The sequence below is a fragment of the Weissella sp. LMG 11983 genome, from assembly GCF_025908495.1.
In the GTDB taxonomy this organism is placed as follows: domain Bacteria; phylum Bacillota; class Bacilli; order Lactobacillales; family Lactobacillaceae; genus Weissella; species Weissella fermenti.
Genome location: NZ_JAOZFD010000001.1, coordinates 705508 through 728730, shown reverse-complemented (window position 1 = coordinate 728730; position 23223 = coordinate 705508). Strand labels below are relative to the sequence as shown.

The following is a 23223-nucleotide window of genomic DNA, read 5'->3' as shown; positions in this document are numbered from 1 at the left end:
GAAAGCGGTGGGGGGTGAAGTTGATTACTTCAATGTGATGTCCCATGCTGGAATTTCAGCTTGACCCCAAGTCTTCTTCAAGTAGTTCTTAGTGGCCTTTGTTTGGTAAGCCTTAACAACTTGCTTGTAGATCTTCTTGTTAGCGTTCTTCTTAGAAGCTGCGATGACGTTGATCCACTTCTTTGAATCCTTGTTAACCGGCTCAACGTAGATAGCTGAGCTCAACTTCAACTTCGCTTGTTGCGCGTAGTTCGTGTTGATAACCGCACCATCAACTGACTTCAATGATGAAGGTGTTTGGTCAGCGGCCACTTCCTTGATGTCCAAGTCCAACTTGTTCGTCTTGATATCCTTGACCGTTGGCATATCAACGCCCTTCTTCAAGGTAATCAAACCAGCTGATTGCAACAACGTCAATGCACGCGCTTCGTTAGTTGCGTCGTTAGGAACGGCGATTGCGTCACCCTTCTTGAACTTCTTCACTGACTTGTACTTTTCTGAGTACAAACGGATTGGTGTGATGAAAGTCTTACCAATTGCCTTAACTGAGTTTTTGTTTGACTTGTTCCAGTTTTCCAAGAAGTAGTAGTGTTGGAATGAGTTCAAGTCCAATGAACCATCAGCAACAGCCTTGTTAGGTTGGTTGTAGTCCGTGAAGACCTTTGTCTTAATTGTGATGCCGTACTTCTTCTTAGCTGTCTTAGCAACTTCTTCCCAAACGCCCTTGTCAGACGTTCCGACGATACCAACCGTCACAGTCTTTGAAATCAGCTGAAACAGCTGTAGCAGGCAAAACAACAGATGCAGTCAACGCTGCGGCAGCTACCGCAACACCAGTCTTAAATACCTTGTTCATAAATAAATCTCCCAAATAATTAAAGTTCATGTCCCATTTCAATAATGTGTAAGTCTCAAACAGGTGAGTAGAAAAAGAAAAAACTCGTTTCCATGTGACCATTCAAATAAATTGATGATCAAATAGAAACGAGTCTTCGTGTTACCATTCTACTTCATCTGGAGCGTTGCCACTCCAGACCTTAACAACGAGCGGGCAGTGAGCGAGATGATGCTTTGCCAATTCGTGTGTCTTGTAACGTAGACCAATCCGTCGCCAGCTTACAGACTTGCTGCTCACCAACGCCAATCACAGGCCATTTTCAGATACAATCCACATAACAACTCACACCGAACGTTGTCTCTCTTTGATGCTTCAGGTAACTTACTTTCCTGCTCAACTTGTTTAAAACTTATAAAATGCTTGATTTGTATATTAACTGATTCTGAGAAACGTGTCAACAGGAAAAGTTACTTTGTTTCCAAACGGTCTTGACGAACGAAGAACCAAACGAAGGCCAATAGGATTGGCGCACCGAATAATGTGTAGTCACCAATCATCAAACCAAGGAAGTGGGCAATGATTGCTGCCCCCAAAAATGAGGCGATAACCAAACCAACGTTACGCGTTTTCACGAATTGTGACTTATCGTGATTCAAGAAGCCATTTGCCAATGTGGCACCGAACGTCTTCAAGTTACCAGTACTCAAAACCGTTGCGTAAGGCATACCACGCAACTTGCTGAAGGTATCCGCTTGCATGGCCATGAAGATTGCCAAGACACTTAGTACAATCAATGAGTTCACGCGGGCTAGCTCAAGGAAGGCGACGAATAGAACGCCAAGCAACTCGATGAAGACTGAACGTTCTTCCCATTGCACTTCATTCTTGAATGAAGCCTTCTTGATGATTTGGTTCAAAATTGCGCCGACGAAGAAGGCAATAACTGGCCAGAAAAACAAACTAGCTGCATGCCACTTACCAGACGCAACGTTAATACCAAGTTGCAATAGGTTACCACTTTGGAAACTTGCAAAGCGGTTATCGTGAAAGGCGAAGGTATATGAGTCGATGTAACCGGCTGTACCGGCTAGCAACATACCTACACGGAGAGACTCCTTATAAGGAAACTTTTGTTCTGCCATGAACAAATTCACCAGCTTTCTACATATTAAAATTAAATAATTCCAAATATCAGTATACAACTTACTTTCGAGCAGTGCTAAAAAAGTGTGCTGGCGTTTAGGGACGTGAATTGTGGTAAAATATAGGGCATATATACTTACGAAAGTTAGGGAGACGAACGTCATGACAATGGCATTTCCGGATGACAGTTTGGCATTGCACACAGATGCTTACCAACTATCAATGATGCAAACGTATTTTAAGAAGGGCATTCATGAACGCAAGGCAGTTTACGAAATGTACTTCCGCAAGATGCCTTTTAAAAATGGTTACGCGGTTTTCGCCGGACTGGAGCGTTTGGTTGAATACTTGAAGGGACTTCATTTTTCAGAAAGTGACATCGCATACCTACGTGAAACAGGTGAGTTTGATGAAGACTTCATGGACTACCTGAAGGATTGGCGTTTTAAGGCGACGGTTCGTGCACCACGCGAAGGTGAAGTTGTCTTCACAATGAGCCAATCTTGCAAGTTGAGGGAAGCGTTTTTGATGCGCAACTTGTGGAAACGCCACTATTGAACATCGTTAACTACCAAACGTTGATTGCCACGAAGGCCTCTCGTATCCGTTCGGTTGTTGGTGATCAAACGCTGATGGAATTCGGAACTCGTCGTGCCCAAGAAATGGACGCGGCCCTATGGGGAACACGTGCTGCTTATATCGGTGGCTTTAACGCAACGTCAAACGTGCGTGCCGGTAAGCTATTTGGTATTCCAATCTCTGGTACGCATGCCCACAGTTTGGTGCAAGTTTACCGTAATGATTACGAGGCCTTTAAGGCATATGCCGAGACGCACAAGGACGTCGTATTCCTAGTGGATACGTATGATACATTGCGTTCAGGTGTGCCATCAGCAATCCGTGTTGCCAAGGAAATGGGCGACAAGATTAACTTTATCGGGGTCCGCATTGATTCGGGTGACTTGGCTTACGTTTCAAAGGGTGTCCGCAAGATGCTTGATGAAGCCGGCTTCCCAGATGCCAAGATTGTGGCATCTAACGACCTGGACGAAGAAACAATTACGAGTTTGAAGCTGCAAGGGGCTAAGATTGACACTTGGGGTATCGGGACAAAGTTGATTACGGCTTATGACCAACCTGCATTGGGCGGTGTTTATAAGGTTGTTTCAGTCGAAAACGAAAACGGTGAAATGGTGGATACCATCAAGATTTCAGGAACGGCTGAAAAGATTTCAAATCCTGGTAAGAAGCAAGTTTGGCGCATTACGCGTAACTCAGACGGAAAGTCACAAGGCGATTACGTGGCTCTTTGGGATGAAGATCCACGTGAGTTGCCAGATGGTTTGTACATGTTCCACCCAAACTATCCTTACTTGAATAAGACGGTTGTTGATTATACAGCCCGTCCAATCTTGCAAGATGTGTTTGTGGATGGTGAACTGGTCTATGACTTGCCAGCTTTGAATGATATTCGTGATTACACAGCTGAGCACATCGAATCACTATGGTCTGAGTACCGTCGTGATTTGAACCCACAAGAATACCCAGTCGACTTGTCACAAGCCGCTTGGGATCACAAGATGAATTTGATTAAGGAGCTCCGTGAATACGTCTCTGAAGTCGCAAAAGAATACGAAGAGAATTAGGAGCGTCATCATGCGTGATTTGCAAAAGAAGATTATTGATACGTTGGGTGTCCAAGCAACCATTGACCCTGAAACGGAATTCCGTCGTTCAGTGGAATTGTTGAAGGCTTACCTTAAGAAAACTGGGATGAAGACGCTGGTTTTGGGAATTTCAGGTGGTCAAGATTTAACGCTTGCTGGTAAGATGTCACAAACCGCAGCTGAAGAGTTGCGTGCTGAGACTGGGGATGCGGACTACAAGTTTGTAGCCATGCGTTTGCCATACAACGCCCAAGCTGATGAGCAAGATGCCTTGGATTCAATTGCTTGGCAACAAGCTGACCAAACAATTCGTGTAAACATCGAAGACTCTGTTCAAGGTGTGGTCAAGCAACTTGAAGCAGCAGGTGTTACGGTGTCAGACTTTAACAAGGGTAACATCAAGGCCCGTGAGCGTATGATCGCGCAATACGGTGTTGCTGGAGCTATGCATGGTGTTGTTGTTGGAACTGACCACGCAGCTGAAGCGTTGGCTGGTTTCTACACAAAGTTTGGTGATGGTGCGGCTGATATCACGCCATTGTACCGTTTGAACAAGCGCCAAGGACGTCAAATATTGGCTTACTTGGGTGCGCCTGAACACTTGTACCAAAAGACGCCAACGGCTGATTTGGAAGAAGACCGTCCAGCGTTGCCTGACGAAGTAGCTTTGGGTGTTACTTACGATGCAATCGATGACTACCTAGAAGGTAAGGATGTCGCTGAAAAGGATGCCATCCAAATCGAGAAGTTGTTTACGACAACTGAGCACAAGCGCCAATCACCAGTCACTGTTTTCGATGAGTGGTGGAAGTAAAACGTTATACGAATTGAGACCTGTTTCCTGCTGGGAAACAGGTCTTTTTTGTAATAAAAATGTATTGTGTATATTTTGACAATCGTTAAAATGATAAAACCCTAATGTAACAGAACGTTAGGTTGTTGGTTACGAATGTATAGGAATAAATTTACGACCAAAAATTTGTATATAAATTAATTAAACAATACCATATCAGTGTTTTTTAATCGTCATTCACTAATAGTTAGGAATAAATATTCATTTGACGTTTGTATTTATTTTTCCGATAATAAACACAACAAACAATTGGAAACGTTCGTATACTAACGAATTGTTACTGAAAAGGGGTATTGGAAATGGGGTCTATTAAGTTATCAGACGCGTTTGTTGCCGAAACAATTGCGAACATTAAGCCACACTGGGGAACGTTGGGCTGGGTAACCTACAAGCGTACGTATGCACGTTGGAATGATGCAGCGGGCCGTACGGAAGAATGGCATGAGACGGTTAAGCGTGTAATCGAAGGAAACATCAACTTGGATCCACGTTTGCAAGAAGGGACAGCATCAGTTGCGGATATTGATGCGCTACAAATCGAAGCCGAAGAGTTGTTCCGTGCGATTTACTCATTGTCTGCAACGCCATCTGGTCGTAACTTGTGGATCTCAGGTACGCCGTATCAAGAGGCGCACGGGGATGCGTTGAACAACTGCTGGTTTGTGGCAATGCGCCCACAAGCATACGGTGAGAGTCACATCGTGCCACCATATGCAGATAAGCAAGAAATCATGGCCTCAATGCCATTTGCTTTCTTGTTCGACCAATTGATGAAGGGTGGCGGTGTTGGTGTTTCTGTGACACAAAAGAACGTCGCGCAAATGCCGGCAGTTGCCCAAACAGTTGATGCAACTATCGTGATCAACCCTGAAGCTGATGCTTATGAAGAGGCTCGTATTGCTGGTGCTGATAACGCAACTGAAATTATGGTTGGGGACGCCGATGTTGTGACAGTGCCTGATACGCGTGAAGGTTGGGTATTGATGACGGCTGATTTGATTGATCGCCACTTCCGTCAAGATATGAAGCGCGCGGTGGTTTATGATATTTCAGCTATCCGTGCTAAGGGGGCTAAGATCAAGGGCTTTGGTGGTGTTGCTTCTGGTCCAGCGCCGTTGATTGAATTGATTCAAGATGTGAACGACTTGTTGAACGACACGTTGGGTGAGCACTTGTCATCAGTTGACTGCACGGACATCGCCAACTTGATTGGTAAGACAGTTGTTTCTGGTGGTGTGCGTCGTTCTGCAGAAATCGCGCTTGGGGATGCCGATGATGCGGCCTTCGTTGCGATGAAGCAAGACAAAGAAAAGCTCTACCACCACCGTTGGGCATCTAACAATTCTGTTTTCGTAACGGCTGATGACACAGCTGAATACGATGACATCGCCGCAGCCATTGCTGAAAATGGTGAGCCTGGGGTTGTTAACTTGGATTTGTTGCGTAACTACGGCCGTTTGGCAGATGAGCAACCAGGCATTGATGCAGATGTTGAAGGAACGAACCCATGTGGTGAGATTTCTTTGGCTAATGGTGAAGCCTGCAATTTGTTTGAGGTATTCCCGAACGTTGCGATGGAACAAGGTTTTGATCCTGCCCGTATCGTTGCATTGGGAGCCCGCTTTGCAAAGCGTGTGACATTTAGCCCATATGATTGGGAGATTTCACGTCAAATCATTAACGAGAACCGACGTATCGGGGTGTCTTTGTCAGGTATCCAAGATTGGGTTTTGACGTCATTCGGTGCCCCTGTTGTGACGGGCTGGGATGGGGACACGCCAATCTACAACCAAGAGTTGATTAATGAAGTTGACCGTTTGTACCAAGCGGTTAAGGAAGCTGATGCACAATACTCAGCAACGTTGCACTGCAACCCATCAGTGAAGTGCACAACGGTTAAGCCATCAGGTACGGTTTCAAAGTTGACGGGTGTTTCAGAAGGGATGCACTTTAACTACGCTGACCACTTGATTCAACGCATTCGTTTCCAAGATACGGATCCGTTGTTGAAGGCGTTGCAAGCAGCTCGTTACCACATCGAGCCAGATGTATACTCAGAAAACACAATGGTTGTGGAGTTCCCAGTTAAGGCTGCTTCAGCTGATTATCCTGGCTTTAAGTCAGCGGGTGAAGTTAGTGTTGCCGAGCAATTGGCGAACCAAGCCTTCTTGCAAAAGTACTGGGCTGACAATTCAGTTAGCTGCACGATTACGTTCCAAGAGGATGAGAAGCCACTGTTGGCCAAGATGTTGCGCCAATACGCCCCACAAATTAAGTCAACGTCAATGTTACCTTACTCAGGGCACGGCTTTGCGCAAGCGCCAAAGGAGCCAATTTCAGCGGAAGATTATGCTGAACGTTCAGTATCAGTATTCGGTGATGTGCAAGCGGTTTACGAAGCGCTACACAGTGAAGATAAGTTGATGGACTTGGTTGATTCAAGTGATTGTGAGACGGGTGCATGCCCAATTAAGTAACGCAGGAGCAGAGAGATGCGAGTGATTAATAAAGTTTTGATGTTGTTGATTGCGCTAGTTTTGATTATTGGTGCGACACTGTTTGGCATGCAACATTGGCAAAGTCGAACAGATGCCCAAACAACGCAAGCAAAGACAGAACGTCATGTGACAATGGTTGTTAAGCATGATGATAAAGAGAAGACGTTCAAAGTGACGTTAAAAAAGGGCGAAACGCTTTTGGATTTGGCTCAAAACGAGAAGCGTGAGCCAAAGATGTCGGTGACGGCCGATGGGTTTATCACTGAAATTGATGGTCGTGCCCAAAATCAAGTGAAGAACCAATACTGGGTTTATACGGTAAATGGAAAGCAAACCAGTGAAGCGCCCGCTGATTTGAAGTTGCATTCCGGCGATCGTATTACCTTTGAGTTGAAGCAGTTCTAATGACAAAAACGCTACATTGGGTGGCGATGACAGGCGTGTTGACGGCCGTGATGGTTGTCGCGCGCCTGTTCGTGCATCCATGGCCAAACGTGACCCCGTTCACGGCTTTGGTCATTCTTGTTGCTTGGTATTTTGGCTGGCGCATCGCCTTGCCGGCAACAAGTCTAGCCGTGATTTTAACTGGATTGTTGTTGGGGATGCACCCGGTGGTGATGGTGCAACTGATTTTGTATGCCGGTTTGGTATTGATTACCAGTGGTAGTCGGCATGTTGCTGATGAAAAAAGCATGGCATTGATTGTTGGCCTAGGCTTCTGTTTGACTTACGGTTTTTGGACGACAATTTTGCAAGCGCCATTCTTATTTGGTAGATTTAATTGGCCCGCAATTTGGAGTTATTGGTTGGCCGGATTATCGTTCGATTTTGCTCATTGTGTTACCACGTTTATGTGCGTCATGGCGCTATTTCATCCGTTTTCTAGGATACTGTTGATGTATCAAAAAATACCGCAAAAAACTTGACTTACTATGCTAAAATAAGTGTGATACATTAGGAGAATATGATAATTCAATTACCCACTGTTCACCTAATTGTAAGCATATTGTTTAGGGATTTTTTGCCGTCATGTTACCATTGGCTTATACAAACTAAAAGGGGTAAATCACAATGATGAAGACGTTCAACACGATGAGCTTGCAAAAGGAAGATTTCAAGCCCATCAACGAGAAGACGATCAACATGTACGTTTGCGGACCCACTGTCTACAACTACATCCACATCGGTAACGCACGTTCTGCGATTGCATTTGACACCATCCGTCGCTACTTCGAGTACCGCGGATACGAAGTTAACTATGTTTCTAACTTCACTGACGTCGATGACAAGATGATTGCTGCCGCCGCTGAGCAAGGAATTACGGTTCCTGAATTGGCCGACAAGTACATCGATGCCTTCAACGAAGATACAGCACCATTGAATATCAAGCCTGCAACTGTTCGCCCTCGTGCAACTGAGCACATTCCTGAGATTATCGAGTTCGTTGAGGACTTGATTAAGAAGGGCTATGCTTACGAGTCTGAAGGTGACGTTTACTTCCGTGCTAAGAAGTTCAAGGGTTACGGAATTTTGGCTCACCAAGATTTGGCTGAGATGGAATCTAACGCTGCTGGTCGTTTGGATGACGGCGAATTGGCACGTAAGGAAGACCCAATGGACTTTGCTGTCTGGAAGGGTGAGAACGGCGATGGTGCCATTGCTTGGAACTCACCTTGGGGTAAGGGACGTCCTGGATGGCACATCGAGTGCTCAGTGATGTCAACGAAGTACTTGGGAAACCACTTGGATATCCACGGTGGTGGAATTGACTTGGCTTTCCCACACCACACGAACGAAATTGCACAAACTGAAGCTCACACTGGTGAGAAGTTCGTTGAGAAGTGGTTGCACAACGGGTTCGTTACGGTTGGTGACGAAAACGAAAAGATGTCAAAGTCATTGGGTAACTTCACGACTGTTCACGAATTGTTGCAACAAATCGATGATCCAATGGTTTTGCGTTTCTTCATGGCAACGACGCAATACCGTCGTCCAATTGCATACTCACAAAAGAACATGGACTTGGCTGCCCGTAACTTGGAGCGTATCCGTACTGGTTACCGCAACTTGCAATTCCGTTTGGGATCAGCAGTTGAAGGTGCAGATGCAGATATCGAAGCAAAGGCACAAGAAAAGGTTGATGCTTTTGTCGAGGCCATGGACGATGACTTCAACGCACAAAACGCTATGACGGCGGTTTACGAGTTGATTGAATTGGCAAACTTGTACTCACAAGCTGAAGAAGTAAAGACTGACACGGTCAACTTTGTCTTGAAGCAAATCAAGGACTTGATGAACGTGTTCGGTGTTGATGGTTTGGAGCAAGCGCCTTTGTTGGATGCAGATGTTGATGCATTGATCAAGGAACGTGATGCTGCCCGTGAGACGTCAAACTTTGCTCGTTCAGATGAAATTCGTGACGAGTTGGCGGCTCGTGGCATTATCCTAGAAGATACGCCACAAGGAACACGCTGGCGTCGTGCATAATTAATAGTTTTTCGAACAGTCGCTTGGCTCTATGCTAGGCGGCTGTTTTTTTGACGCTGTTTCTCTAATTGTTTTTTAATAAAACTATTGAACTTTTGCGTGGGTAGGGTTATTGTGTACGCATGAAGAGGGGGGGATTTATTATGACGAAATTGGCGATTGTAACAGGTGCTGGTCAAGGAATTGGTGAAAGTATCGCCTTCCGATTGGCAAAAGATGGTTTTGCGATTGGTGTTGCGGACATCAATACCGTTACTGGAGAAGAAGTTGCCCACGCACTGGTTGAGGAAGGCTATGAAGCTAAGTTTTATCAGGTTGATGTGGCGCACCGGGATGAGGTGTTCCAACTGGTTGACCAGGCAGTTTCTGACTTAGGTGAGTTGGCTGTGTATGTGAATAATGCCGGGATTGCAGTGATTGATGCGTTTGTTGATGCTGATCCGGTTGATGTTGAACGGATTCTTGATGTGAATCTAAAGGGCACTTACTGGGGGATTTAAGCCGCGGCGACGCGCTTTAAGCAACAAGGACATGGTGGGCGCATTGTGAACGCTGCCTCGCTGGCTGGTGTGGAGGCATCAGCGTTACAAAGCGCCTATTCGGCATCAAAGTTTGGTATTCGTGGCTTAACACAATCGGCTGCTAAGGAATTAGCGGCGGATCAAATTACAGTTAACGCCTATAACCCCGGCGTAGTACGCACGCCATTGCGGGATGCGATTGATGAGCGAACGGCGGCGATTAAGCAGGTGACGGTGCCTGAACAACAAGCAAACGTTTTAACTGAAATTGCCTTGGGACGAGAAGCGACTCCGGCAGATGTTGCCGAAGTTGTGGCTTGGTTTGCGTCACCAGCAGCCGCGTATATTACTGGTCAATCTATCATGGTTGATGGCGGTATGGAATTTCTCTAATTTATTTTTAATAAAACTATTGACGTTTTCTAATTTTAGTTTTAAGATACAAACATCGACTAGGAAGAGATAAGTACTTTTCAAGCGTCGCCCAGAGAGTTAATGGTTGGTGTGAATTAACGGACGCGCGAATTGGAAAATGGTCTTGGAGTCTTAATGACGTGAGCAAAGTGTTAGCGTCACTCGGGTGCGCCCGTTATCGCGCTTAGGTATCGTCGGTATACGACCGTACTGAAAGAGGATGGTTCCTATTTTTGTGGACCATTGAACCCGGGTGGTAACACGTGAAAACGTCCCGCAGCTGTAGTAGCTGCGGGACGTTTTTTTGTTTACGGATAGTTGAAGAAAGTGAGGAAGGGACGATGCAATATCTATGTGTCACCGCTCACCGATGTCTTTTTGTTGGTGAGGGGCTTGGTCAAAGTCGAATGTGATTTTTGGAACTGGCGGTGGGCCAGACAAAATGACAGTTACGACAGATTGAGTTTTAAACAACAGGAGATTAAACATTATGACAGTAGAAACTAAGGTACGTTATCACTTTGACCAAGTTGGATCATATCTACGTCCAGCAGCATTGAAGCAAGCTCGCGCAGATTATGCAGCTGGGACAATCGACCACGAAACGCTTATTCAAGTGCAACATGACGAAATTCATGACTTGGTGGTTCACCAACATGAAGTCGGACTGCAGGATGTCACGGATGGTGAGTTTGCTCGTTCATGGTGGCACCTCGACTTTTTGTGGGGCCTTACCGGTGTTGAGCGCTACACACAGGAAGATTTATACAAATTCCACGGCGAAAAAACGCGAACGGATAACGTCCAATTGACTGGCAAGATTGCTTTTAACCCAGAACACCCATTCTTTGAAGACTTCGCCTACCTGAAGTCAGTTGCGCCAGAAGGGACTGAACCTAAGTCAACGATTCCAGCGCCAACGTTGCTCTTCCGCGATGGTCGTTCAGACCGGGCCTTAGAGTTTTATGACACATGGGAAGCTTACTTGGATGATTTGGCGCAAGCGTACCACGATACCTTGCAACACTATTACGATTTAGGTAGTCGTTATGTCCAACTAGATGATACGACCTGGGCCTTCTTGATTAGCAAGTTGAACGAGTTTAAGAATGATTCGGCTGAGCGTGCTAAGTATGAAAAGATTGCGACAGACAGCGTTTACGTCATTAACAAGTCGTTGGATGGCTTGCCAGAAGATTTTAAAATCTCAACGCACATTTGCCGAGGTAACTTCAAGTCAACGTATCTATTCGAAGGTGGTTATGCGCCAGTAGCAAAGTACCTTGGCCAATTGCATTATGACACCTACTTCTTGGAGTACGATGATGCCCGCTCAGGTGACTTTGAGCCGTTGCCTGAAATCTGGCAAGGTCGCGAAGACGTCACGATTGTGTTGGGCTTGGTGACAAGTAAGTCTCCTAAGCTTGAGTCGGCCGAGGCAATTAAGAATCGCATCGCCGTGGCAGCGAAGTTAGTGCCACTAGAAAACTTAGCACTATCGACGCAGTGTGGCTTTGCCTCAACGGAAGAGGGAAACGCGTTGACGGAACAAGAAGAGTGGACGAAGTTATCATTCATCAAGCACATTGCGGATGAAGTTTGGGGGTAGGCGAAATGGTTAAGAGAGTGGGAATTGTGATTGCTGGGGTTGTCGTGACTGGAACTTTGTTAGCGACAACGACGTCAATTCAGGCGGCGACAGTTAAAAAAGTAACGGTTGGATCGGTGACAGGGGATGCTGAAATTTGGCGACATATTGCGGATTCATCAGCAGCAAAAAAGGCGCATGTGCAAATTAAGGTGAAAGAATTCACGGATGGGGGAACCTTGAATAAGGCGACGGCTTCGGGTGAAGTCGACGTGAATGCCTTCCAGTCATACGACTATTTCCATGCGTTTAATAAGCAGACCGATACGGAGAAGCTAGCTGTGTTGGGCACGACTTATATTGAGCCGATGGGTGTTTATTCAAAGGACTATCACAAGGTGAGCGACATTCCAGATGGCAGCACAATTGCGATTGCGCGTGATAACGCTAACGCAGCGCGTGGCCTACGCTTGCTTGCTAACGCGGTTTTGGTTAAGTTGAAGGCGAACTTCTCAGCCTTGTCAGGTGTGGCTGATATCGCCGACAATCCACATCATTTCAAGTTCAAGGAAATAGATGACACAACCGGGGTATCGCTGGTTAAGCAGGATGACTCAGTGGCGGCGGTTCTGATTTCAAATTCAGTTTCACAAGCCGGTGGTTTGAATGTATTGAAGGATTCTATCTATCATGAGTCAATCAATTCAGGCACGATTGGTAACATCAACATTTTGGCAACACGTGAATCACAGGCCAAAAACAAGACATACAAGAAGCTAGTGGCGCTATATCGTGACCCAACAGTACAAAAGTGGATTAAGAAGCAGTATCACGGCACAAAGGTTGAAGTAAAGAAGCCGGTATCTTATTTGGAGGAAAAGTAGCATGGCAGAAGTCGAAAGTTTTACATTGGATCACACACAAGTTAAAGCGCCATATGTGCGTTTGATTGAAGCGCAATCTGGCCCAGCGGGAGGCACCATTGCGAATTATGATTTGCGCTTGGTGCAACCGAACGAAACGTCGATTGAGACGGCCGGTATTCACACGTTGGAGCACTTGTTTGCGAGCCTAGTTCGTGATGAGTTGGATGGCATTATTGATATTTCGCCATTCGGATGTCGTACGGGCTTTCATGTCATTAGTTGGCAAACGTATACGCCAACACAACTTGCGGAAACATTCACCCGCGTGTTGCGCAAGATTCGCGATGAGATTACTTGGGATGATGTACCCGCAACGACGATTCGAGAGTGTGGTAATTTCAAGGACCACAGCCTTCACTCAGCCAAGGCGTGGGCAGCCATTATCTTAGAGCAAGGATTGTCAGATGATCCGTTTGTTCGTCATATTGTAGAAGCATAATAAGTAAAACCAGGTCATTGGCCTGGTTTTTCTGTTATTATAGTAAGCATGAATGAGAAGATTAATTATGAGCAATTGAATGGCTTGGATTTGGCTTATTATGGGGATGCGGTGTACGAAGTGTACATTCGTCAACATTTATTAGCTAAAGGGATTACCAAGCCAGCCCGTTTGCAACGTGAATCAAAGAATTATGTGTCAGCTAAGGCGCACGCTGCTTTGTTTGCGTTGATGGAAACGGATGACCTATTAACAGATGAAGAGATGGCCTACTTTAAGCGTGGGCGTAATGCAAATTCACATACGAAGGCAAAGAACACGGATGTGGTAACGTACCGTATTTCAACTGGATTTGAGGCACTAATTGGCTACTTGGCAGCGAGTGACCAACAAGCCCGTTTGGATGAGATTATTGCATGGGTTTATGAACAAGTAGAAAGTGGACGAACGAGAGCAAATGGCACAACAAAGTAATAACCGAAACAAGCGCGAACGTGGTGGTAAGCCAGAGCGCAATAATAACCGTCGTGGGGCAGACCGCCGTTTTAACGACCGTGACCGCCAACCACGTGCAAAGCGTGCAGAACGACCAGAGTCAGACCAAGAGGATATTGCAGCACAAACTGAATTTGTGTTTGGACACCACGCGTCTGTTGAAGCGTTGAAGGGTGAGACGGAAATTAACAAGGTTTGGCTACAAACTGGTTTAACAGACAAGATTCGTAACGAAGTCATGACGCTAGCTAAGAAGCGTGGTTTGGTGATTCAAGATGCACCTAAGGCTAAGCTTGATGAATTGACGGACGGTCAAAACCACCAAGGTGTCGTGTTATCAATTGCCGCATATGCATATGCAACGATTGACGACTTGTTCGCCAAGGCAGCTGAAAAGGACGAAGCACCATTTTTCTTGGTCCTTGATTCAATTGAAGATCCTCACAACTTGGGATCAATCTTGCGAACGGCTGATGCGGCTGGTGTACACGGTATCATCATTCCAAAGCGTCGTGCGGTGCAATTGACATCAGTTGTTGCTAAGACGTCAACAGGAGCGATTGAGCACGTGCCAGTTGCACGTGTTACTAACTTGGTTCAACGGTTGAACAATTGAAAGAACGCGGTTTGTGGGTCTTTGGCACGGACATGGATGGTAAGGATTACCGTCGTTGGGACGCTGCTGGGCCAACTGCACTTATCATCGGTAACGAAGGTAAGGGAATTTCACCATTGTTGAAGAAGACAGTTGATGAGACGTTGACGATTCCGATGGTTGGTCACGTTCAAAGTCTGAACGCCTCAGTGGCTGCTAGTTTGCTTATCTATCAAGCATTTAATAGCCGCAACCCACTCTAGAATAAATGTCACGTATAAAGGTACTGTCTCGGCGAAATGAGATGGTGCCTTTTTTGCATAATCATGGAATAGTTGCTTCCTTGTGGCATTGTTATGAGATAAGACAACCCGCAAGGAGGGCTTCGATGATGGTGAAGCGTGTGCCAGACGATATAGAAGACATTATGAAAGATGCACGGAATGGGGATGCAATTGCACTGACCACGATTAGTAGCCAATTTAATGGGTTGATTTGGCGGGAATATGCGCGTCAAGATTTACGAATAAATCCGAGTGACTGGTATTCAGAAGCTCAGTATGTGCTATATCGTGCCTTGGCGTCGTTAAGACTCTTTACCTGGCCAACATTAGTGACTTATTACGAAAAGGCACTGCGACATCATGCTCAGCAAATTTGGCGACTTGAGTATCGCGTCGATGCATCGTTTGAGACGGTTGCAATGGAAGATGAGAAGCGCGCGAACGGTGGTCGATTGGAAGAGAACACTGTGATTTATTACGAAGAAAAGCAACACATTAAAACATCACTGCAAGCGGTCTTGTCAAAATTGACGCCAAAAGAACGGCAATTTTTGAAGTTATGGATATCAGGATATAAGGTAGAAGAATGCGCTGAAATGTTGCATCGTTCGAAATCTTGGGGGTATTTAATGCGGCGCAACATCCAGATTAAACTTTCCGTCGAGTTGCATGATGACTGAGATTGTCGATTGTGGTATAGTTAACAATAGATTAAATGAGAAATAGATAGAGCGGAGACACATTATGGCAGCAAAGAAAGTCGCTTTAGCGTGCAGTGTCTGCGGATCACGAAACTATATGGTAACAAAGAAGCCAAATCGTCTTGAGCGTCTTGAAGTTATGAAGTTTTGCAAGTTCTGCGGACAACACACAATGCACCGCGAGACGATGTAAGCACCAGGTCGGCTAAACCGTTCTGGATACAGGAGTACATGACATGAAGTTTTTGGCTAGTGTTGTTGCGGAAATGAAGAAGGTTACTTGGCCTACTTTGAGTGAAAACGTCCGTGACACTTCAATTGTTTTGATGACTGGTTTGTTTTTCGCCGTTTTGTTTGGTGGCGCTGACTGGGTATTTGAGCAAGGGGTTACTTGGTTGTCTAAGTAAGCCGGTTGCGATATAATAAAAATATCGAAACGCAGATAATAAAACCCTCAGTCATGAGGGTTTTTAATTTACAAAAATTACAGGTATAACCTGAGGAGGCAATCATGGCAGTTGAGTCATACGATAAGCAATGGTACGTTTTGCACACATACGCTGGTTACGAGAACAAGGTTAAGGCCAACTTGGAATCACGTATCGAAACGATGGGGATGACTGACTACATCTTCCGCGTTATCGTGCCTGAGCAAGAAGTTGAAGTTGAGAAGGATGGCGAGACGAAGATCATCAAGGAAAATGATTTCCCAGGTTATGCCTTGGTTGAGATGATTATGACTGATGAAGCTTGGTACGTTGTCCGTAACACACCAGGTGTTACTGGTTTCTTGGGTTCTCACGGTGGTGGTTCAAAGCCAGTTTCATTGTTGCCTGATGAAGTTGATGACATGTTGCAACGTATGAACATCGTTGAGCGTAAGGTAACTGAGCTTAACGTTGAAGTTGGTGAGACGGTCAAGATTGTTGCTGGTTCATTTGCAGGTATGCAAGGTGAAGTAACGGCTATCGATAACGACAAGCAAGAAGTGACTGTTTTGGTTGACTTCTTGGGTCGTGAAACGCCAACTGAAATCTCATTTAACGATGTACAACCATTGATTTAATGGGAAATAACGGCAATTAAGAATATTTAGTGAACGCCTGACTTGTCAAAAGTCAGGCGTTTTGTTATTATGATCTGGTATGTGTGGCAACACGCATATGTGGGAGGCGTAAATCGAAACGCGCCATTACACCACAAACACGAAGGAGGAAACAATCGTGGCTAAGAAAGTTTCAAGCATTGTTAAGTTGCAGATTCCAGCCGGTAAGGCTACCCCTGCACCTCCAGTTGGACCTGCTTTGGGTCAAGCTGGTGTTAACATCATGGGATTCGCAAAGGAGTTTAACGCTCGCACTGCCGACCAAGGTGGTTTGTTGATCCCAGTAGTTATTACTGTATATGAAGATCGTTCATTCGAATTCATCACTAAGACGCCTCCAGCAGCAGTTTTGTTGAAGAAGGCAGCCGGTGTTGAAAAGGGTTCTGGTGAGCCTAACACGAAGAAGGTCGCTACGGTTACTGCAGCACAAGTACGTGAAATTGCAGAAACTAAGATGCAAGATCTAAACGCGGCTGATGTTGATGCAGCTGTTCGCATGATCGAAGGTACTGCTCGCTCAATGGGCTTCACTGTTGAAGGCTAATTAACGAGTTCCGTACGGATCGCGTAGGAAACTAAGCATGATCAAGCGGGAGGTCAATGACCGTTTGACCGCATTTGCAAGGAGGAATAGCTACCATGGCTAAGAAGTATGGTAAGAAGTATTTGGCAGCCGCTGAAAAGATTGACAGTGCTAAGTTGTACACTGTTGAAGAAGCTGCCCAATTGGTAAAGGACATCGACTTTGCCAAGTTTGATGCAACTGTTGAAATCGCGTTCAACTTGAACGTTGATACTCGTCAAGCTGACCAACAATTGCGTGGTGCCGTTGTTTTGCCTAACGGTACTGGTAAGGACCAAACTGTTGTGGTCTTTGCTCAAGGTGATAAGGCTAAGGAAGCTGAAGAAGCTGCTGACGTAGTTGGTGCTGCTGACTTGGTTCAACGCATTTCTGACGGTTGGTTGGACTTTGACGTTGCCATTGCTACGCCTGACATGATGGCCCAAGTTGGTCGTGTTGGACGTGCATTGGGTCCTAAGGGATTGATGCCTAACCCTAAGACGGGTACTGTTACGTTTGACGTAGCAAAGGCCGTTTCTGACGCTAAGTCAGGTAAGGTTACTTACCGTACTGACCGTGACGGAAACGTTGCTGTACCAGTTGGTAAGGTATCATTTGACGCCGACAAGCTTGCTGGAAACATCAAGTCATTGTCAGACGTTATCTTGAAGGCTCGTCCTGCCGCTGTTAAGGGTGCATACGTAAAGCACGTATCAATCGCTTCAACGTTCGGACCTGCTGTTAACATCGATATCGCTTCTTTGTAATTTAGAATTTTTCTAGATCAAAGTTAGCTTTTCATGTTGACACTTCCTCGACTACCTGATAAAGTAGTTCGAGTAATAAATCGATTTACCTAAGACGCAGGTGTCGTAAGACTTAATAACCCGCCGAGGAAGTGAAAAACGCGTAAGCGACTTTTGACCCCCGGTGCAGTATGTACTGGGGGTCTTTTGGTACGAATCAAAATCTTAACAGGAGGAACATTACCATGAGTGAAGCAACTATTGCTTTGAAGGCACAACAAGTTGAAGAAGTTGCTGACAAGTTTAAGTCAGCCGCATCTGCAGTTGTTGTTGACGTGCGTGGGTTGACGGTTGAACAAGCCAACAACTTGCGTTCAGAATTGCGTTCAGAAGGCGTTGAGTTGAAGGTTATCAAGAACAAGATCTTGACGCGTGCTGCTGAAGCCGCTGAATTGACTGACTTGAACGACTTGTTTGTCGGACCATCAGCCGTTGCATTCTCTAACGAGGACGCAATCGCTCCTTCACGCATTTTGAAGAAGTTTGCTGATAACATCGAAGCCTTGGAAATCAAGGGTGGTGTTGTTGACGGTCAAGTTGCATCTGTTGAAGATATCAACAAGTACGCAGCTTTGCCAGACCGCGACGGTTTGTTGTCAATGTTGTTGTCAACGTTGCAAGCACCTGTTCGCAACTTTGCATACGCAGTTAAGGCTGTGTCAGACGCAAAGGAAGAAGCTGCTGAAGCCTAAGCATTCGCTTGGCATTACGCAGGTTTACCCGGGCATTGCCCAAACAAATAAAATCGCCGCATAGGCAAATAAACGAGGAGATTAATTATCATGGCATTTGATAAGGATTCAATCATCGCTTCATTGAAGGAAGCTACGATTTTGGACTTGGCTGACTTGGTTTCAGCTATTGAAGAAGAGTTTGGTGTTTCAGCTGCTGCCCCTGTTGCAGTTGCTGGTGCAGCTGGTGGTGCCGAAGCAGCCAAGACTGAATTTGACGTTGAGTTGACTTCAGCTGGTTCAGCTAAGGTTCAAGTTATCAAGGCAGTTCGCGAAGCAACTGGTTTGGGCTTGAAGGAAGCTAAGGACTTGGTAGACAACGCTCCTTCAGCTATCAAGGAAGGCGTTTCAGAAGACGAAGCTAACGAATTGAAGGCTAAGTTGGAAGAAGCTGGTGCCGTTGTTACTGTTAAGTAATTAACGCCCTTCTTTAAAAAAGACGTGATACTTCGGTATCACGTCTTTTTTTTGCTCTGTAAAAGTTTAGGTTAAGTCTGGCGGTCTAAAATTACAGTCATCACAGCAGCTGTTGGTCTAAAAAAAACTGACTTCAGTCAGGCGTAAGGCCAAAGACGCGCCTGATAAGGGTGACTTAGTCACGTCGGAGGTTTTTACCCCGACATTCTCAGTCTGCTTTATCAGTTTTGATGTAGAGAGAAGGAAGAACGATGAATCGGTCAGATAAAAAGCGGAACCATCGCAGACGTAAAATTTGGTTATCGCTTTTGGTTGCAGTTATCGTAATCGGCGGATCGTTGATTGGCATGACAGTTGATGGTAACTCAATGTCCGTGAGAAGCGTTATAAGGCGCGTGACAACGAGTATCGGGGTACTGGAAAAGAAGGCTACCTCGAGTGAAGCAAGTGACTTAAAAACAAAGTGGGCGACTGATACGCAGTCTACAGACGCCGATGCGACAATTGCCATCTATGATAAGCAAACGGGTGTGACGGCCTCTTATACCACGGCGGGACGCAGTCAGTTTAAAACTGCCAGTGTTATTAAGGTGTCTGTCTTATCGAATTTGATTGCGCAACACACTAATAATCAAACGAACATGACGATTAATGAAAAAAACTTGGCAACCGCCATGATTGAAGATAGTGATAACGATGCGACAACGGCCCTGTTAGAAGATGAGGGTGGGAATAAAGCACCGGATAAGCTGTTCACCAAACTAGGCATGACAAATTCTGAAATGGATGAATCTGCTTGGGGCTATAGTTTAACCACGGCAGCCGATCAAGTGACGTTATTGCGCAATATTTTTTATGACAGCTCAGTTTTGCCCGATGCAGGTCAGTCATATATTGCTGATTTGATGAGTAATGTTGCTTCGGATCAGAGTTGGGGTGTTAGTGCCGGTATTGGTAATGATGCAACGGTATCATTAAAAAATGGTTGGCTGGAAGACTCAAACGGATGGATTATTAATTCAGTTGGACACGTGAAATCACATGATAGCGACTACGTTATTGCAGTCTTAACGAGTGGTAATACGAGCGAACAGGCGGGGATTGACCTGGTACAAAAATTGGCGACAACCACCTATGATTATCTGAATAATTAGTCGAACGACCTTGCATAAGCAGGGTCGTTTTTTGCTTTGTTCAGGGTGTTGATAGTTAACTTTTTATCATGACAAAATATTGTTATTCTATTACTAAAAATTTTCAATCTAAGAAAAACTATTGTCTTGTTCCAGTTAATCGGATAATCTTGTGAAGTTGATGGGATATATACGCATCTAAACAACATTGAATGAGGAGAGGACAAGATGTTGCATATTGATAACTTAACGGTGACTTACACAGCAACCCCAGTTTTTCAAAATTTGTCTGTTACGTTTAGCCCAGGCAAGATTACAGGGATTATTGGTCCAAACGGGGCCGGTAAGTCAACTTTAATTAAGGGAGCGCTTGGGTTAGTTCGACGTACAGGGCGCGCGACGATTGATGGTCGACCAATTAAGATGGCTCGTCGCAAAGTCGCATACGTCGAACAGCGCGCGGCGTTGGACTTAACGTTTCCGATCAGCGTTTTTGAGGTGGTCTTAACGGGTACGTATGGCAAGTTAGGATTATTCAAAAGCCCTGGGCAGAAAGAACGTGAATTAGTTGATGAGGCCTTAGCGCAAGTTCATTTGACTGAATTCAAAAATCGACAAATTGGAGAGTTGTCGGGTGGTCAATTACAGCGTGTGTTCGTGGCACGAGCAATTGTGCAACAAGCAGAGGTTGTGATTTTAGATGAACCGTTTGTTGGAATCGACATGAAATCCGAAGAGGATATCATGCGTGTGTTGAAGAAGTGGCGTGATGACGGCAAGACAATTATCGTGGTGCACCACGATTTGAATAAGGTAGGGAAGTACTTTGATGAATTGCTGATTATGAATCACGGGGTGATTGCACATGGCCCAGTTGCTGATGTTTATAACCAAGCTAACATTCAACAAGCATTTTCAGCAGATTTGGGTGCCATTTTATTTGATAAATCTGAGGGGGCGTAGCGGATGGCCAGCATTGGAGAGTTTTTAGCGGCATTGGGGCATTATAACTTTTTGCAGAGCGCCTTGTTGGCGTCAGTGATGGTTGGCGTCATGTCGGGGATTATTGGTAGTTTCATTATTTTACGTGGGATGTCGTTGATGGGTGACGCCATTTCACACAGCGTGTTACCAGGAGTTGCAGTTGCCTACATGTTAGGCATTAATCTGATGGTTGGTGCGGCCGCATTTGGGGTGATTGCGGCATTGTTGATTGGGGCCGTTGCGGCGAACAGTAAATTGAAAAATGATACGGCAATCGGGATCGTTTTTTCGGCATTTTTTGCGCTGGGGTTCATCTTAATTTCAATGGCCGAGTCATCAACCAACTTACACCACATCCTATTTGGAAATGTGTTGGCCGTTTCAGATCGTGACCTAATGTCAACGGTCGCGGTCCTGGTTCTAGTCGTCTTGTTTGTTGTTATTTTTTACAAGGAACTACTGATTACGTCGTTTGATGAAACGTTTGCAAAGACGTACGGTTTACAAACTGCTTATCTGCATTATGGGTTAATGTTGGTGCTAACGTTGGTTACCGTTTCGGCTTTGCAAACCGTTGGGATTATCTTGATTGTGGCGATGTTAATTACGCCGGCTGCGACCGCATTCTTGTGGACTAATCGTTTGCAATGGATGTTGGTCATCGCAGCATCAGTTGGGGCTGTAGCGTCGGTTATTGGTTTGTACCTGTCATACACAATGAATTGGGCATCTGGTCCAGCAATTGTGTTGATGGCTGCAATTATGTTTTTAGTATCGTTTGTCGTGTCACCGAAACAAGGATTTTTAACTAAGTGGGGGAAGCAAAGTGTTTAAGAAGATTGCGATTACTGTAGGTGCATTGGGGGTTGTTGCGGGTGGACTGGTTTGGTTCGTCTCACAACGTGATAGTCAAAAAGCTGATGCAAGTGGCGAACTGCGTATTGTAACAACGAATTCGATTTTGGAAGATATGGTCGAACAAGTTGGTGGCGATGATGTAAAGGTATACAGCATTGTTAAGCGTGGCACTGACCCACACGAATACGAGCCTAAGACGGCTGATATTACAGCAACAACAGAAGCTAATGTTATTTTCCACAATGGGTTGAATCTAGAAACTGGTGGAAATGGCTGGTTTACGAAGTTGACGGAAACTGCTAACAAGCGTGATGGCAAAGAAGTATTTGCGGCATCAAAGTTAGTGCAACCAATGTATCTAACTGCTGCCGGCAAGGAACAAGAAACTGATCCGCACGCATGGTTGGATTTGAGTAACGGAATCAAGTATGTTCAAACAATTACAGCTGTACTTAAGGAAAAGGATCCTGAACACGCAGCTGAATTTGAAAAGCGTTCAGCTGCCTATCAAAAGAAGCTCTTGGCGTTACATGAAGAAGCACAACGAAAGTTCGCTGATGTGCCAGAGAACAAGCGTTTATTGGTAACGTCTGAAGGTGCCTTCAAGTATTTCTCAAAGGCTTACGGCATCAAGCCGGCGTTTATTTGGGAGATTAATACTGAATCACAAGGAACGCCTGAACAAATGAAGCAAGTCTTGGCAAAGATTAACGAGTCAGACGTAAAGTCATTATTCGTTGAGAGTTCTGTTTCACCTAAGTCAATGGAGAAGGTAGCTAAGGAAACTGGTTTGCCAATCTACGAGAAGATTTATACGGATTCTCTGGCAAAGAAGGGAACTCAGGGTGACACATACTACGACATGGTCAAGTGGAATATCGATAAGATTTACGCTGGTATGATGGTTGAATAATTAAAAAATCGGACGTGTCTCATTTTTTGGGACACGTTTTTGTATCTTAACGAAGTTATTAAAAGTCTTATATTTCGCACAAATAGTTGAGCATAAATGCACGAATAACAAGGGATTGATTGGTATAATGTCTGTAAAGTGCCTGGTATAACGGATTTTTTATTTACAAAAAAATAGTGAATTCGTTTACAAATCCACTTTGCAGGTCTAAAATTATTTGAGGATTTATTTTTAATTACATTTTTTGTGGGATACTGAGGAGATT

24 protein-coding genes, 3 pseudogenes and 3 other annotated features are annotated in these 23223 nt (G+C 45.1%); of the genes and pseudogenes, 24 read left to right on the top strand and 3 right to left on the bottom strand.

Features of this window, described 5'->3' with window-relative positions:
- Positions 1-24 precede the first annotated feature (24 nt).
- The 3 genes from OIT45_RS03860 to OIT45_RS03855 all read right to left on the bottom strand — a co-directional run bounded on the left by OIT45_RS03860 (position 25) and on the right by OIT45_RS03855 (position 1980).
- Entirely contained in the window at positions 25-756 is a 732-nt protein-coding gene (locus tag OIT45_RS03860; RefSeq protein WP_413743284.1) for a MetQ/NlpA family ABC transporter substrate-binding protein, read from the bottom strand.
- A complete protein-coding gene (locus OIT45_RS12625; protein WP_413743283.1) occupies positions 728-856 on the bottom strand; it encodes a hypothetical protein in 129 nt (42 codons plus the stop codon). The genes OIT45_RS03860 and OIT45_RS12625 overlap by 29 nt, the downstream gene beginning before the upstream one ends.
- A gap of 121 nt (positions 857-977) precedes the next feature.
- Positions 978-1244 (bottom strand) — a binding site (T-box leader).
- A gap of 61 nt (positions 1245-1305) precedes the next feature.
- Entirely contained in the window at positions 1306-1980 is a 675-nt protein-coding gene (locus OIT45_RS03855; RefSeq protein WP_199403811.1) for a YoaK family protein, read from the bottom strand.
- Between the two features lie 163 nt (positions 1981-2143).
- Here OIT45_RS03855 and OIT45_RS03850 point away from each other — a divergent pair.
- The 24 genes and pseudogenes from OIT45_RS03850 to OIT45_RS03735 all read left to right on the top strand — a co-directional run bounded on the left by OIT45_RS03850 (position 2144) and on the right by OIT45_RS03735 (position 22958).
- A pseudogene (locus OIT45_RS03850) lies at positions 2144-3627 on the top strand (nicotinate phosphoribosyltransferase).
- Positions 3628-3637: 10 nt separating this feature from the next.
- Positions 3638-4462 (top strand): ammonia-dependent NAD(+) synthetase, encoded by an 825-nt coding sequence (nadE, locus tag OIT45_RS03845; protein ID WP_264339879.1) that lies wholly within the window; start codon positions 3638-3640, stop codon positions 4460-4462.
- A gap of 338 nt (positions 4463-4800) precedes the next feature.
- The gene (gene nrdJ, locus OIT45_RS03840; protein WP_264339878.1) at positions 4801-6978 is read left to right on the top strand and encodes a ribonucleoside-triphosphate reductase, adenosylcobalamin-dependent; all 2178 of its coding nucleotides are present in this window, start codon (positions 4801-4803) and stop codon (positions 6976-6978) included.
- 15 nt (positions 6979-6993) lie between these two features.
- The gene (locus OIT45_RS03835) at positions 6994-7404 is read left to right on the top strand and encodes a DUF4430 domain-containing protein (protein ID WP_135797177.1); all 411 of its coding nucleotides are present in this window, start codon (positions 6994-6996) and stop codon (positions 7402-7404) included.
- On the top strand, positions 7404-7925 hold the full coding sequence (locus tag OIT45_RS03830) for a hypothetical protein (RefSeq protein ID WP_199403809.1): 522 nt from the start codon (positions 7404-7406) through the stop codon (positions 7923-7925). Before OIT45_RS03835 ends, OIT45_RS03830 begins: the two co-directional genes overlap by 1 nt.
- 145 nt (positions 7926-8070) lie before the next feature.
- Positions 8071-9486, top strand: a complete 1416-nt coding sequence (gene cysS, locus OIT45_RS03825) for a cysteine--tRNA ligase (RefSeq protein ID WP_199403808.1) — start codon at positions 8071-8073, stop codon at positions 9484-9486.
- A gap of 143 nt (positions 9487-9629) precedes the next feature.
- Positions 9630-10400 (top strand): annotated as a pseudogene (locus OIT45_RS03820) (acetoin reductase).
- Between the two features lie 52 nt (positions 10401-10452).
- Positions 10453-10701: a binding site (T-box leader), on the top strand.
- Positions 10702-10911: 210 nt separating this feature from the next.
- Positions 10912-12030 carry a vitamin B12 independent methionine synthase gene (locus OIT45_RS03815; RefSeq protein ID WP_264329930.1) on the top strand — a complete coding sequence of 373 codons (1119 nt, stop codon included), beginning with the start codon at positions 10912-10914 and terminating at the stop codon, positions 12028-12030.
- Positions 12031-12035: 5 nt separating this feature from the next.
- Positions 12036-12893, top strand: coding sequence for a MetQ/NlpA family ABC transporter substrate-binding protein (locus OIT45_RS03810; RefSeq protein ID WP_199403805.1), 858 nt, complete (start codon positions 12036-12038; stop codon positions 12891-12893).
- 1 nt (position 12894) lies between these two features.
- Positions 12895-13374, top strand: coding sequence for an S-ribosylhomocysteine lyase (locus OIT45_RS03805; protein WP_199403804.1), 480 nt, complete (start codon positions 12895-12897; stop codon positions 13372-13374).
- Positions 13375-13422: 48 nt separating this feature from the next.
- Positions 13423-13848 (top strand): Mini-ribonuclease 3, encoded by a 426-nt coding sequence (locus OIT45_RS03800; RefSeq protein ID WP_135797183.1) that lies wholly within the window; start codon positions 13423-13425, stop codon positions 13846-13848.
- Positions 13832-14727: pseudogene (rlmB, locus tag OIT45_RS03795) on the top strand (23S rRNA (guanosine(2251)-2'-O)-methyltransferase RlmB). Before OIT45_RS03800 ends, rlmB begins: the two are co-directional and overlap by 17 nt.
- 125 nt (positions 14728-14852) lie before the next feature.
- Positions 14853-15428 carry a hypothetical protein gene (locus OIT45_RS03790; RefSeq protein ID WP_264329928.1) on the top strand — a complete coding sequence of 192 codons (576 nt, stop codon included), beginning with the start codon at positions 14853-14855 and terminating at the stop codon, positions 15426-15428.
- A gap of 64 nt (positions 15429-15492) precedes the next feature.
- On the top strand, positions 15493-15642 hold the full coding sequence (rpmG, locus tag OIT45_RS03785; RefSeq protein WP_010372159.1) for a 50S ribosomal protein L33: 150 nt from the start codon (positions 15493-15495) through the stop codon (positions 15640-15642).
- 43 nt (positions 15643-15685) lie between these two features.
- Positions 15686-15856 (top strand): preprotein translocase subunit SecE, encoded by a 171-nt coding sequence (secE, locus tag OIT45_RS03780; RefSeq protein ID WP_004560219.1) that lies wholly within the window; start codon positions 15686-15688, stop codon positions 15854-15856.
- Positions 15857-15960: 104 nt separating this feature from the next.
- Positions 15961-16515, top strand: coding sequence for a transcription termination/antitermination protein NusG (nusG, locus tag OIT45_RS03775; RefSeq protein ID WP_004560218.1), 555 nt, complete (start codon positions 15961-15963; stop codon positions 16513-16515).
- Positions 16516-16672: 157 nt separating this feature from the next.
- A complete protein-coding gene (rplK, locus tag OIT45_RS03770; protein WP_004560217.1) occupies positions 16673-17098 on the top strand; it encodes a 50S ribosomal protein L11 in 426 nt (141 codons plus the stop codon).
- A gap of 95 nt (positions 17099-17193) precedes the next feature.
- Positions 17194-17883, top strand: a complete 690-nt coding sequence (gene rplA, locus OIT45_RS03765; protein ID WP_264339877.1) for a 50S ribosomal protein L1 — start codon at positions 17194-17196, stop codon at positions 17881-17883.
- Between the two features lie 70 nt (positions 17884-17953).
- Positions 17954-18080, top strand: a sequence feature (ribosomal protein L10 leader region).
- 27 nt (positions 18081-18107) lie between these two features.
- Positions 18108-18614, top strand: coding sequence for a 50S ribosomal protein L10 (gene rplJ, locus OIT45_RS03760; protein WP_004560215.1), 507 nt, complete (start codon positions 18108-18110; stop codon positions 18612-18614).
- 90 nt (positions 18615-18704) lie between these two features.
- Positions 18705-19070, top strand: coding sequence for a 50S ribosomal protein L7/L12 (gene rplL, locus OIT45_RS03755; protein WP_004560214.1), 366 nt, complete (start codon positions 18705-18707; stop codon positions 19068-19070).
- Positions 19071-19321: 251 nt separating this feature from the next.
- The gene (locus OIT45_RS03750; RefSeq protein WP_199403802.1) at positions 19322-20224 is read left to right on the top strand and encodes a serine hydrolase; all 903 of its coding nucleotides are present in this window, start codon (positions 19322-19324) and stop codon (positions 20222-20224) included.
- 207 nt (positions 20225-20431) lie between these two features.
- Positions 20432-21166 (top strand): metal ABC transporter ATP-binding protein, encoded by a 735-nt coding sequence (locus tag OIT45_RS03745; protein WP_199403801.1) that lies wholly within the window; start codon positions 20432-20434, stop codon positions 21164-21166.
- 3 nt (positions 21167-21169) lie between these two features.
- Positions 21170-22021, top strand: coding sequence for a metal ABC transporter permease (locus OIT45_RS03740; RefSeq protein ID WP_135797188.1), 852 nt, complete (start codon positions 21170-21172; stop codon positions 22019-22021).
- Positions 22014-22958 (top strand): metal ABC transporter solute-binding protein, Zn/Mn family, encoded by a 945-nt coding sequence (locus OIT45_RS03735; RefSeq protein ID WP_264339876.1) that lies wholly within the window; start codon positions 22014-22016, stop codon positions 22956-22958. Before OIT45_RS03740 ends, OIT45_RS03735 begins: the two co-directional genes overlap by 8 nt.
- The last annotated feature ends 265 nt before the right edge of the window (positions 22959-23223 follow it).

Excerpts from the sequence above, each read along its gene's own strand:
- rplA (WP_264339877.1), top strand. The coding sequence starts at position 17,194 with ATGGCTAAGAAGTATGGTAAGAAGTATTTGGCAGCCGCTGAAAAGATT.
- OIT45_RS03835 (WP_135797177.1), top strand. The coding sequence starts at position 6,994 with ATGCGAGTGATTAATAAAGTTTTGATGTTGTTGATTGCGCTAGTTTTG.
- OIT45_RS03815 (WP_264329930.1), top strand. The coding sequence starts at position 10,912 with ATGACAGTAGAAACTAAGGTACGTTATCACTTTGACCAAGTTGGATCA.
- secE (WP_004560219.1), top strand. The coding sequence starts at position 15,686 with ATGAAGTTTTTGGCTAGTGTTGTTGCGGAAATGAAGAAGGTTACTTGG.
- OIT45_RS03750 (WP_199403802.1), top strand. The coding sequence starts at position 19,322 with ATGAATCGGTCAGATAAAAAGCGGAACCATCGCAGACGTAAAATTTGG.
- OIT45_RS12625 (WP_413743283.1), bottom strand. The coding sequence starts at position 856 with ATGAACAAGGTATTTAAGACTGGTGTTGCGGTAGCTGCCGCAGCGTTG.
- OIT45_RS03855 (WP_199403811.1), bottom strand. The coding sequence starts at position 1,980 with ATGGCAGAACAAAAGTTTCCTTATAAGGAGTCTCTCCGTGTAGGTATG.
- OIT45_RS03740 (WP_135797188.1), top strand. The coding sequence starts at position 21,170 with ATGGCCAGCATTGGAGAGTTTTTAGCGGCATTGGGGCATTATAACTTT.
- rpmG (WP_010372159.1), top strand. The coding sequence starts at position 15,493 with ATGGCAGCAAAGAAAGTCGCTTTAGCGTGCAGTGTCTGCGGATCACGA.
- OIT45_RS03800 (WP_135797183.1), top strand. The coding sequence starts at position 13,423 with ATGAATGAGAAGATTAATTATGAGCAATTGAATGGCTTGGATTTGGCT.
- OIT45_RS03830 (WP_199403809.1), top strand. The coding sequence starts at position 7,404 with ATGACAAAAACGCTACATTGGGTGGCGATGACAGGCGTGTTGACGGCC.
- rplL (WP_004560214.1), top strand. The coding sequence starts at position 18,705 with ATGGCATTTGATAAGGATTCAATCATCGCTTCATTGAAGGAAGCTACG.
- nusG (WP_004560218.1), top strand. The coding sequence starts at position 15,961 with ATGGCAGTTGAGTCATACGATAAGCAATGGTACGTTTTGCACACATAC.
- cysS (WP_199403808.1), top strand. The coding sequence starts at position 8,071 with ATGATGAAGACGTTCAACACGATGAGCTTGCAAAAGGAAGATTTCAAG.
- nrdJ (WP_264339878.1), top strand. The coding sequence starts at position 4,801 with ATGGGGTCTATTAAGTTATCAGACGCGTTTGTTGCCGAAACAATTGCG.
- rplJ (WP_004560215.1), top strand. The coding sequence starts at position 18,108 with ATGAGTGAAGCAACTATTGCTTTGAAGGCACAACAAGTTGAAGAAGTT.
- OIT45_RS03805 (WP_199403804.1), top strand. The coding sequence starts at position 12,895 with ATGGCAGAAGTCGAAAGTTTTACATTGGATCACACACAAGTTAAAGCG.
- OIT45_RS03745 (WP_199403801.1), top strand. The coding sequence starts at position 20,432 with ATGTTGCATATTGATAACTTAACGGTGACTTACACAGCAACCCCAGTT.
- OIT45_RS03790 (WP_264329928.1), top strand. The coding sequence starts at position 14,853 with ATGATGGTGAAGCGTGTGCCAGACGATATAGAAGACATTATGAAAGAT.
- OIT45_RS03810 (WP_199403805.1), top strand. The coding sequence starts at position 12,036 with ATGGTTAAGAGAGTGGGAATTGTGATTGCTGGGGTTGTCGTGACTGGA.
- nadE (WP_264339879.1), top strand. The coding sequence starts at position 3,638 with ATGCGTGATTTGCAAAAGAAGATTATTGATACGTTGGGTGTCCAAGCA.